The 11,706-nt window shown below is 39.5% G+C and carries 8 protein-coding genes; 5 read left to right on the top strand and 3 right to left on the bottom strand.

Annotated elements, in window-relative coordinates:
- Positions 1 to 149: 149 nt before the first annotated feature.
- Positions 150 to 638: a regulatory protein RecX gene (locus B3C94_RS21675; RefSeq protein WP_293907695.1), complete on the bottom strand. Its 489-nt coding sequence runs from the start codon at positions 636 to 638 to the stop codon at positions 150 to 152.
- A 76-nt stretch (positions 639 to 714) separates the two neighbouring features.
- Here B3C94_RS21675 and B3C94_RS21670 point away from each other — a divergent pair, with 76 nt between their 5' ends.
- Positions 715 to 3,156, top strand: coding sequence for a bifunctional UDP-N-acetylmuramoyl-tripeptide:D-alanyl-D-alanine ligase/alanine racemase (locus B3C94_RS21670; protein ID WP_293907693.1), 2,442 nt, complete (start codon positions 715 to 717; stop codon positions 3,154 to 3,156).
- 44 nt (positions 3,157 to 3,200) lie between these two features.
- Entirely contained in the window at positions 3,201 to 3,800 is a 600-nt protein-coding gene (locus B3C94_RS21665) for a DUF502 domain-containing protein (protein ID WP_293907691.1), read from the top strand.
- A 119-nt stretch (positions 3,801 to 3,919) separates the two neighbouring features.
- Here the strand turns inward: B3C94_RS21665 and B3C94_RS21660 are convergent, their stop codons facing one another.
- The gene (locus B3C94_RS21660; RefSeq protein WP_293907689.1) at positions 3,920 to 4,819 is read right to left on the bottom strand and encodes a pirin family protein; all 900 of its coding nucleotides are present in this window, start codon (positions 4,817 to 4,819) and stop codon (positions 3,920 to 3,922) included.
- Between the two features lie 45 nt (positions 4,820 to 4,864).
- On the opposite strand from B3C94_RS21660, the gene B3C94_RS21655 reads away from it, so the two are divergent.
- The gene (locus B3C94_RS21655) at positions 4,865 to 5,464 is read left to right on the top strand and encodes a hypothetical protein (protein ID WP_293907687.1); all 600 of its coding nucleotides are present in this window, start codon (positions 4,865 to 4,867) and stop codon (positions 5,462 to 5,464) included.
- On the opposite strand, the gene B3C94_RS21650 is transcribed toward B3C94_RS21655, so the two are convergent.
- Positions 5,461 to 6,243, bottom strand: coding sequence for a Cof-type HAD-IIB family hydrolase (locus B3C94_RS21650; protein ID WP_293907685.1), 783 nt, complete (start codon positions 6,241 to 6,243; stop codon positions 5,461 to 5,463). The two genes, B3C94_RS21655 and B3C94_RS21650, sit on opposite strands and share 4 nt — an antisense overlap.
- Positions 6,244 to 6,589: 346 nt before the next feature.
- Here B3C94_RS21650 and dnaE point away from each other — a divergent pair, with 346 nt between their 5' ends.
- Both dnaE and trxA read left to right on the top strand, forming a co-directional pair.
- A complete protein-coding gene (gene dnaE / locus B3C94_RS21645) occupies positions 6,590 to 11,008 on the top strand; it encodes a DNA polymerase III subunit alpha (protein ID WP_293907683.1) in 4,419 nt (1,472 codons plus the stop codon).
- Positions 11,009 to 11,132: 124 nt separating this feature from the next.
- Positions 11,133 to 11,453, top strand: a complete 321-nt coding sequence (trxA, locus tag B3C94_RS21640) for a thioredoxin (protein ID WP_104385830.1) — start codon at positions 11,133 to 11,135, stop codon at positions 11,451 to 11,453.
- The last annotated feature ends 253 nt before the right edge of the window (positions 11,454 to 11,706 follow it).

The raw sequence follows: 11,706 nt of genomic DNA, 5'->3' as shown, positions 1-11,706 counted from the left end.
TGGCAAGGTTGTGCTCTACCAACTGAGCTATTTTCGCATTGGAATTTTATTTCAACTTTTAGAGGAACCTTGCGTTCCTTTTTGGTGATGCAAATATAGAGCGAATATTCAATATTGCAAAATATTTATTTACTTTCTTTTTGTGTTTTTTATAACTCCTTTGAATTCAGTATAGAAAAAATTAAATCACTTTCGAATCCACGTGACAGCGCAAACTGATAAACCTTATTTTTGATGGTGTAGCGGTCTTTGCTTGTGATTTCACGAAGTTTTTTGTCTATAATATGATTCAATATCTGATCGTATTCGTCCAGATCTATCTGTTTAAACGCAATTTTTATCAGTTGGTCGGATACTCTTTTTGCTTTCAATGCCTGTTTGATTTTTATTTTACCCCAACCCTTCATACGGAGCTTTCCGTTACAGTAGGCAATTGCAAAACGTTCTTCATTAAGGAAATTTTCTGAGATTAGATTTGCAAGCACATTTTCAACTTCTTCTTCGTTCAGTCCCCAGCTGTAGAGCTTGTCACGCACTTCCTGCTGTGCACGTTCCTGATAGGCGCAATAGCTTTCTGCTTTCAGTTGTGCCTGATGCTGTGTGAATACCTTCTTATTTCTTTTTTCTTCGTCAAACATATTGTCAAAATTTAAAAAATAATATGAAATAACTAAAAAAATGTTCAGTTTTGACACAATCAAAAATATCAGGAGAATGTACAAAATATCGGAAATCGTCCAGATTTTACATCCTAATCGCTCATTTATCACGGATCCCAGTTCTTTTATCCAACATTTGTTTTATGATAGCCGTAAGATTGTCCAAGCGGACAATGGGATTTTCTTTGCACTTCAAAAGAACAGAGATGGCCATCGTTATATAAGAGAAGCTTATGATAGGGGTGTTCGAAATTTTGTACTGCAGGTTGATTTAGGGCAGGAGATGGAGTTTTCGGATGCTAATATTCTTTGGGTAGAAGACAGTTTGGGTGCCATGCAAGCATTAGCCACCTTTCATCGTCAGAAATTTGATTATCCTGTGATTGGAATTACCGGGAGCAATGGTAAAACAATAGTAAAGGAATGGCTTTTTCAGCTGATGTCTCCTGAATATAAAATCTATCGAAGTCCTAAGAGCTACAACTCTCAGCTCGGTGTGGCACTTTCGCTATGGGGTCTGTCTGATCAATATAATCTTGCAATTATCGAGGCGGGGATTTCAGAAAAAGGCGAAATGCCGCGTCTCGAGCAGATGATAAAACCAACAATAGGTTTATTGACCAACATCGGTGTTGCTCATAAAGCTGGTTTTGAATCAAAGGAGGAAAAGATTTATGAAAAGATCGAGCTCTTTAAGCATGTGGAAACCATGATCTTTCCAAATAGCTACCTCGAAAGTATTCAATTGCCCTATCGACCACGGAAATTTTCCTGGGGACTTGATGAGGGGCTTTCTTTGGAGGTGTATTCCATCAAACAAGTGAACGAACGATTTACCATGGTCACCTTTTATTATGCGGGGCGGACCTTTGCTGTCGAAGTACCGTTTGTGGATAAAGGAAATGTTGAGAACACGATAAACTGTGTAGCGGTGATGCTGCGCTTCGGGTATGAAAGCGAAGTGATCGCATCCAGGATTAAGGAATTGCAGCCCGTAGCAATGCGGCTTGAGCTAAAGAAAGGAAAAAAGAATAGCTCAATTATCGACGACTCGTATAGCAATGATCTCGATGCACTCCAAATAGCCCTAGAGTTTTTGAACCAGCAGGGACAGCATCCGTTCAAGATGTTGATTTTATCGGATATCCCAGGTGTCAGTATTGATGATGAAAAAAGTTTGTCTAAGCTGAAACGTTTACTTAGCGAGTACCGCTTGGATAAATTGATATTAATCGGGGAAGTTTTACCGAAAGTGGCTGCGCAATTTGACCTGCCTTCCATTTCATATGCCGATACTGCCGCGTTCTTAGCTGATATTAGGTCGCTTTCTTTTGAAAATGCTACGGTTTTATTAAAGGGAGGACGGGAATTCCATTTTGAGCGTATCAGTCAGCTTCTGGTTGCAAAATCACATGATACTGTGCTGGAGATTAATTTGAATGCACTGGAGAATAATTTGAATGTATATCGACAGCTGCTGCCGAAACATGTGAAATTGATGACGATGGTCAAAGCTTTCTCTTATGGTAGTGGAAGTTTTGAGATTGCTAATCTCTTGCAGTTCAATCGAGTGGATTATTTGACGGTCGCTTTTGCTGATGAAGGGGTTGATTTGCGTGGTGCAGGCATCACACTGCCTATCGTGGTCATGAGTCCTGATGAAAGTTCTTTTGAATCTATTGTTCAGTATAACCTTGAACCGGAAATTTACAGCTTTAGAATATTGTTTTCCTTTTTGAATTTTCTGAAGGCGAAACAGATCGCTTCTTTTCCGATTCATATTAAGATAGATACAGGAATGCATCGTCTGGGTTTTATGCCTGATGAGGTGGAAAGGTTGGTCGCTTTGCTCCAAACCGAAGAGATTTTAGTGGTGAAATCTGCGTTCTCCCATTTGGCTTCAGCCGGCAATGAAAAGGATCGTGAATTTACGCAGCGGCAGATTGATTTGCTGGATGAATTTACAAAGCGTCTAGAAAGTGGTTTGGGTTATTCTTTTCTCCGCCATATCGCGGCAACATCAGGTATTGAGTTGTGGCCAAATGCTTATTTTGATATGGTTAGGCTAGGGATAGGTCTCTATGGTATCGATATTGAACGTCATGATTTGCCTATTAGGGAGGCGAGTACGCTAAAAACCAATGTCACGCAAATCAAATGTCTTCCAGCTAGCGAAACGGTGGGTTATAATAGGCACGGTGTTCTGCATAGAGATAGCAAGATTGCGACAATTAAAATCGGCTATGCAGATGGTTATGACAGACGTTTTGGCAATGGTGTCGGCAAAATGCTGGTGAACGGCTTTTTGGTTCCTACGATTGGTGATATTTGTATGGATATGTGTATGCTGGATGTGACAGATGTTGAAGTGGGAGAGGAAGATGAAGTTATTGTGTATCCTGATATAAAGTCAGCGGCGAGGGCTATAGGGACGATCCCTTATGAACTGTTGACGAGTATCTCACAAAGGGTAAAAAGAGTTTATTTTTATGAATAATAAAGGATATTCTGCATTTTTGAATAATATTTGATTTTCAATTCATGTTTAGCAAATTAATCAGAGGGTTCATTAATTATTTGATACGAGGTATCCTAGTGGTTGTTCCACTAGCTGGTGCAATTTTTTTAATTGTTTGGATTGTTGCATCAGTTGATTCGGCGCTGAATCTAACTGAACATTTTTTGGAGGATGAAAAGGGGCACCCTTTGTATATTCCGGGAATAGGCATTCTAACGGTGATTTTGGTATTGGTTTTGGCGGGGTTAATCTTTACCAATTTTGTTACCGATCCAATTAAGGTATGGATTAATCATCAGATTCAGCGGATTCCACTTTTAAATACCCTATATTCCTCGATTAAGGATTTTACGGAAGCCTTTGTTGGTGACGCAAAGAAATTTAATGAGCCTGTTCTGGTAACTGTAAATGAATTTGGGTTAAAAAAAATAGGTTTCTTAACACAGCATGACTTAAAAAGTATCGGGCTTGAAGAGGACGTGATGGTGTATTTTCCTTATTCATATTCTTTCGCTGGACAGGTAGTGATTATCAGTGCAGAGAAGGTGAAAAAATTAGACATGTCTCCTACAGATGCGATGAAACTGGTTGTATCCGGCGGGGTGAGTGGAATAGCTCATTAGTGTTTTTTGCAGCGGTTTGACTTTAAGATATAATCAACAAAAAGGCTGGAAATTGTACGACGATTTCCAGCCTTTTTGTTATGTCAGTTTTGTCCTTCGAATTGTGCCCATTCGATAGATTAATTTTTTTTCTGCCCTAAAGTCGGATTTACCGGTGGAATTGGAATATAGCCGTCATCTCCAGGTACCTTCGGAAATTCGTGGTTTTCCCATTTCTCACGGGCTATTTTTAGCGTTTCGATGTCTGAAGCGACAAAGTTCCAGTCGATATATCGTTGTTCGGGGAAAGGCTCGCCACCAAAAATGTACACCGAGGTGCCAGCCTCCATTTTGAATTCACAAAGTTTAGCATCTTTTGCAACTAAAATCTGTTTCGGACCAAATTCCTGGCCTTCCGCATGGACATTTCCATGAAGAATATACAATCCACTCTCACCGTATAGATGATTACCTAGTTTAATAGTTGCATCTTTTTCTGCTTTGATTTCAATAAGGTATAATGGGCTATATACGGGGACCTCCGAACGATGATCTTTAATTTCTCCAGCAATTAAGCGATAGGATACACCGTCTTCGGTCCAATGGGGAAGTTGAGGTTCTTCAATGTGGACAAAATTGGGATCCATTTTTTCCAGTTCTTTCGGGAGGGCCACCCAGATCTGTAGTCCATGTAGGTCATGCGGGGAAGATCTCAGCTGTTCGGGAGTTCTTTCGGAGTGTGTGACACCTTTACCTGCTGTCATCCAGTTGACTGCACCTGGTTTGATCTCTACAGCATTTCCCAAGCTGTCGCGATGCATAATGCTTCCTTCGAATAGGTAAGTCAATGTTGATAAGCCGATATGTGGATGCGGCGCAATGTCCATAAAGTGCGGTTCGGCAATGGTATCAGGTCCCATATGGTCGATAAAGATAAATGGACCGACCATGCGCTTTTGTCTGAAAGGAAGAAGTCGTCCAACTAAGAAATTGCCTATGTCGGCAGCTCTTTCTTCAATAACTATTGCAATATTTGACATAATGTTTCCTTATTTTTGTGTTTCTAATCTATAGCAATTTAAGAAATGTCAAGTATAATCAATCGTTTTCTGGGTAAAAAGAGTGTAAGAAATGAAGAGCTTTTAGCACTGGCGAATAGGTTGTCTTTTCGGAACAGTCAGCTGGATAGTTTTTTGCTCGATCACTTTATCCGAAGCGATAAAAGACATGCGGAGGAATATTATACTTTTCAAGAGCAGTTGCTTAAGCTTCAAGTTGACCGACTGGAGTCGATAGAGGTCGAGCTTAACTTGTTGCACCAGTATTTGCAGGTGGCTGAACACTTTGTTCCGGACGGGTTTTTAGTGAAATTCGAAAATAAGCTTTGGTCGCACGATAAAATCAAGGTGCCACCGCTCATTCTTCTTCCTGCGATTCAGCATGCTGTCGAAAATGGTTATAATACGATGTCTTCTCATCCTATCCGTATCCGCTTGTCTGGCTCTTCCAAGCTGATTATGCTAGAGGTAAGTTATCGCGTCAACCATTATCTGGAAAATCAGTTTAACAGTGTGTTGATCCATGATTTTCGACATCGGTTGGATTATCTTTTTTCAGACAAGCATAATTTACTGCTGAATAGTAATAGCAATACTTCTCGAATTACATTAACAATACATCTTTAGATGATGTTAAAATGTTTTAGTGCATTCCAGACTCCATTTTCATCAACACTGTCTGTTATATAGTCTGCTATTTCTTTTACTTCGGGGTTTGCATTACCCATAGCAATCCCAATATGGGTGTGGGCGAGCATCGTAATATCGTTTCCACCATCGCCAAACGACATTGTTTCTTCCAGCGCGATGTTGAAATGGTCTAGAAAAACATCTATTCCTATTTTTTTGCTTTGCCCCATTGGATTAACATCTGCAAAAATGGGGGTCCATCTCGAGGCTACTGAGTTTGGCATCACATTCTCCATAAATTCAGCTTCTTCTTCAGGATTGATAAAAACATTGATTTGCATAACTGAATCGAGGTCAAAATCTCGTTCGTAATCCCGAATAGGCGGTGTAGGTACATTGACTTGTTGGTACATTTTTAAAACTTCTGGCGTAATCTGATTCAGAGAAATTTCTTTTTCAGACATAAATGAAAATGTCAAGTCACTATGCTTTTTAGTGTAATCCAACAGTGAACGGATATCTTTCTGAGAAATGTTGTTTTTATAGATAACTTCCTGTTCCTTCGTTACACAATAGCCACCGTTGAAGGTAATATATCCGTCAAAATCAAGATAGCGGATATGTCCTAGCTGGTTGTAGGATCTTCCTGTTGAAACAAATACCTTGATGTTTTTTTCTTTTAATAATTGAAATGCCTGCTGAGTGGATTCGGGAACTTGATGTGTTTTGAAACTTAGCAAAGTTCCATCGATGTCAAAAAAGATAGCTTTAATCATGGACGTTTTGGGTCAAAATCAAATATACTAAATACTTGGGATAGTGTATCTATTACAATATTAAAATTGATGTAATTATGTCCAATGTAAGGTTGTCTGGGCTTTAATCAAATTAGGGTGTCAAGCATGAACTAAGCATAGATAAAAAGGTAGATTTTAGCGTTGAGCATGATACTGTTTCTTATCACGAAGAGTCAATAGAGACTGCCATGTAGCAGAGATTTTCTTTAGTGGATTTTCGCAAAAATCTGACACAATCTTCTCTAATAATTTCGTAAATTTCAAGTTCAAATAAATGTAAATTGCATTGCGTTTAATGTGTTGTACTAAAGAGGGTTAGAATTTTATGTATATTATTTTCGATACGGAGACGACGGGTTTACCTAAGCGTTGGGACGCGCCAATTACCGACACGGACAATTGGCCTCGCTGTATTCAACTGGCTTGGCAGATTCACGATGAAATGGGGAAATTGGCCGAACATCACGATTATTTAATTAAACCTGATGGATTTGATATACCCTATGACTCTGAAAAAATACATGGTATATCCACAGCTTTGGCTGAGGAACAGGGGGTGCCGCTTCAGGAAGTACTGGAAAAATTCAATTTAGCATTAAATAAAGCCAAGTTCGTTGTTGGGCAAAATATAGGTTTTGATTTGAATATCATGGGCTGTGAATTTTATCGTTATGGTGTAAATTCAAATATGGTCGATATGCCTGTGCTGGATACCTGTACGGAAGTTACAGCTGAGCTTCTCAAAATTCCTGGAGGACGTGGCGGACGATTTAAATTGCCTAACCTGACCGAACTGCATTCTTATTTATTTGGGGTACCTTTTGCTGAGGCTCACAATGCGACGGCGGACGTTGAGGCTACGACGCGTTGTTTTCTGGAGCTGGTTAGAAGGGAGGTATTTACTGCTGAAGAACTTCAGGTAGATACGGGATACTTCGTAGATTTTAAGACTAACAATCCAGGTCCTATACCTACTGTCGGACTTAAGCATATCAACTTAAAAGCGGCCTCTGATGAGATTAGAAAACGATCAGAGCCAGATGAAGTTAAGGTTGTTGTTGATGCTGAAGCACTTGCTGCATTAAAGAATGCTAAATTTGCCCATTTGCATAATCACTCTCAGTTTTCGATCCTGCAGTCGACCATGTCGTATGATAAGTTGGTTTCTGCAGCGATCAGAGATAATATGCCTGCTGTTGCGCTAACGGATCATGGAAATATGATGGGGGCTTTTGAGTTTGTCTCTCGGGTTATAGGGCATAACAAAGAAGTCGAGGCTCAAAATGCAGAAGCTATCGAGAATGGGCAGGAGCCTACTGGTCAACTCTTGAAACCAATTGTTGGCTGTGAGTTTTTTGTCTGTGAAAACCACAAAGATAAGTCCAGAAAGGATAATGGTTATCAGATTGTATTATTGGCGAAAAATAAACGAGGGTATCACAATCTAGCTAAACTTGCTTCTTTTGCCTATACTGCCGGGTTCTATTATGTGCCAAGGATTGATAAGGATCTTATTCTTCAATTTAAAGAAGATGTGATTGCTTTATCGGGAAACTTACAAGGTGAGGTGCCTAATAAAATTCTGAATATGGGGGAGAGCCAAGCAGAAGAGGCATTAGTGTGGTGGAAAGAGCAATTTGGAGATGATTTTTATCTGGAGTTGATGCGCCATGGTCAGGAAGATGAGGAACGTGTGAACCAGACGTTACTTAAGTTCTCCCGAAAATATCAGGTTAAGGTCGTTGCGACCAACAATACCTATTACGAGAAAAAAGGCGATGCCCATGCGCACGACATTTTGTTATGTGTGAAAGATGGCGAAAAGCTTTCCACTCCAAAAGGTAGGGGAAGGGGATTTCGTTTTGGCTTACCTAATCAAGAGTATTATTTCAAGTCTTCGGATGAAATGAAGGCTTTGTTTAAGGATCTGCCTGAGGCTATTCTAAATATTCAGGAGATTGTCGATAAGGTGGAGATATTCAAATTGAATCGCGACGTCCTTTTGCCTAAATTTGATATTCCTGAGGAATTCCAGGTTGAAGCTGATCTTGAAGATGGTGGAAAACGCGGCGAAAATAAATACTTGGCGCATCTCTGTTATGTAGGTGCCGAAAAACGTTATGAGGAAATTACGGATGATATTCGGGAACGACTGGACTTTGAATTGGCTACAATTGAGAAGACAGGGTATCCGGGGTACTTTTTGATTGTTCAGGATTTTATTGCGGCAGCGCGGGATATGGGTGTTTCTGTGGGCCCTGGACGTGGTTCTGCTGCTGGTTCGGCGGTAGCCTATTGCCTTGGGATCACCAATATTGATCCGATTAAATATGATCTACTTTTTGAGCGTTTCTTAAATCCCGACCGTGTATCTATGCCCGATATCGATATCGATTTTGATGACGAGGGACGTGGACGCGTCATGCAATATGTAATCAATAAATATGGGGCGAGTCAGGTTGCACAAATTATTACTTATGGTACAATGGCTGCGAAGTCATCCATCAAAGATACAGCACGGGTATTGGATTTACCTTTAGGCGATGCCAACGAAATTGCCAAGCTGATTCCGAACCTTAAGTTATCCAAGATTTTTACATTAGATGATGCTGGTTTAAAGGAAAAGCTAAGAACTGAGGAGATTGAAGCTGTTAATAGGCTGAAATCCATTGCAGATGGTGCTGGGTTGGAAGCGGAAACAATTCGACAGGCTCGGGTATTGGAGGGGTCTGTACGAAATACAGGTATCCACGCCTGTGGTGTGATTATCACGCCCGACGATATTACGAACTTTGTCCCTGTTTCTTTAGCAAAAGACTCCGATCTTTATGTAACGCAATTCGATAACCATGTTGTTGAAAGTGCGGGGTTGCTGAAAATGGACTTCTTGGGTTTAAAGACTTTGACCCTGATTAAAGATACCGTTGAAAATGTCAAATTAAGTCATGGTATTGTGCTGGACCCGGATCAATTTCCGATCGATGATGAGCTTACTTATGAGCTTTTCCAGCGCGGAGAAACGATCGGTGTGTTCCAGTATGAGTCTCCGGGGATGCAGAAATACATGCGTGATCTTAAGCCGACGGTATTTGCCGATTTGATTGCGATGAATGCGCTCTATCGTCCAGGACCAATTGAGTATATCCCAAGTTTTATTAAGCGTAAGCATGGTATAGATCCTATTGTTTACGATTTGGATGCCTGTGAGGAATATCTCAAGGAAACCTACGGAATTACGGTATATCAAGAGCAGGTAATGCTTTTGTCCCAAAAGCTGGCAGGATTTTCTAAAGGTGACGCCGACGTCCTGCGTAAGGCTATGGGTAAGAAACAAAAGGCTGTATTGGATAAAATGAAACCCAAGTTTATTTCTCAAGCAGAGGAGAAAGGACATAGTGCGAAAGTGCTGGAAAAAATCTGGACTGACTGGGAAGCTTTTGCGAGTTATGCATTTAATAAATCCCACTCTACCTGTTATGCTTGGGTTGCCTATCAAACAGCTTATTTGAAAGCGCATTTCCCTGCTGAGTATATGGCTGCGGTGCTTTCTAACAATATGAATGATATTAAGCAGGTCACATTCTTTATGGAGGAATGTAAACGTATGGGGTTGGAAGTGCTTGGTCCTGATGTGAATGAATCCTACTATAAATTCACGGTAAATGAAACTGGAGCAATCCGCTTTGGGATAGGTGCCGTTAAAGGTGTTGGAGCAGGAGCAGTAGATGCTATCGTACAAACTCGGCAGTCGGGATTGTATAAATCTGTTTTTGATATGGCCAAACGAATTGATCTTCGTGCGGTCAATAAGAAAGCTTTTGAAAGTTTGGCTTATGCCGGCGGTTTTGATAGTTTTGAGAATACGCATCGTGCACAGTATTTTCATTCGGATGAAAATTCAACAGGAATGGAAAAGGCAATACGGTTCGGTCAGCGTTATAAAGAGAATGAAAGTTCGGCTCAGGCGAGCCTATTTGGAGTCGGTGGTGCTGCAGAATTGCCAGAACCAGTTTTGGCACCATGTCCGCCGTGGGGATTAATTGAAAAGCTTAAATATGAAAAAGATGTTATTGGTATCTATTTGACTAGTCACCCGTTGGATACATACAGGTTTGAGATTGAACATTTTTGTCAAAATTCGGTTTCAGATTTAGCATTGATCAATAAGGTTAAGGCTGCGGAGGTAGATGAAGAGACTTTGCTTGAGTTTAACCGGATTAAGAATAAGGAACTCGTCATTGGCGGTATTATAGCTTCAGCTAATCATCGATTGACCAAGAACGGTAAGCCTTTTGCGTCGTTTATTATCGAAGACTATAGTGATTCCTATGATATGGCTGTATTTGGGGAAGAGTATGTGAAGTTGAAAGGGTATCTGCAAGAAGGGTATTTTGTGCAATTACGGGGCTTGGTACAGGAGCGTTTTAGGCAAGTGGGGAATTGGGGTTTTGAGCTGCGGAGCGTACAATTGCTTTCTGATCTTCGTGAAAAGATGGCTAAGAGTTTTACCATTAATATTCCTTTACCTAAGTTAAACGAAGCATTTCTCGATGGAATCAAAGATATACTGGCGCAAAATGAAATTGAGGGAGTAGTGCCAAATTGTCAATTGAAATTTAAGATATGGGACCCTCAAGATGAAATATCTGTCGAAATGCCAGCTAAGAGCCTGAAAATAAACCTTACAAATGAGTTTTTGGACTGTATAGACAAGTTTGAAGGGATAAATTATCGATTGAACTAGTTTGGTTTGGAATTTGTGTAATTAAAATTACAAATACATTGGTAGTTGTTGCTATCTTTGTTTATTGATTTTAGCAATTAAATAGTATTATAGATATAACTTCGGTTTATAAAATTAAAAGGTTATGGCATTAGAAATTACAGATAGCAACTTTGAAGAAGTTGTTTTAAAAGCAGACAAACCCGTATTAATTGATTTTTGGGCAGAGTGGTGTGGTCCATGTCGTATGGTAGGTCCTGTGGTTGAAGAATTAGCTAAGGATTATGAAGGTAAGGCTGTAATAGGAAAAGTAAACGTGGATGAGAATCCAGAAATTTCTGTTCGTTATGGAATTCGTAACATTCCGGCTTTATTATTCTTCAAAAATGGCGAAATTGTTGATAAACAAATTGGAGCAGTTCCAAAATCGGTTTTGAACGAGAAATTGGAAAAACAATTGGCATAAGTTAGCTGATAAATAAAGAAAAAGCCTCGAAATATTAATTTCGAGGCTTTTTCTGTTTTATTTATTGTGTATTTTCGTATTTTTTTGTTATAAAATAATTTTTTCAGGAATATTTGTTTAAATTTCACCTTGTTTTACTTTGTTGTACTTGTTTTTTTTATGTTTCCTGTATATTGAATTGTTAATTTAGTACGTTTTTTAGTTTTTTTAGATACTTATATTGTTTTTTTTTGTTTTTTTTGTTTTTTTTTTT

Source organism: Sphingobacterium sp. UBA5670, from assembly GCF_002420705.1.
Lineage (GTDB): Bacteria > Bacteroidota > Bacteroidia > Sphingobacteriales > Sphingobacteriaceae > Sphingobacterium.
This window is presented reverse-complemented; position numbering and strand designations above follow the sequence as displayed.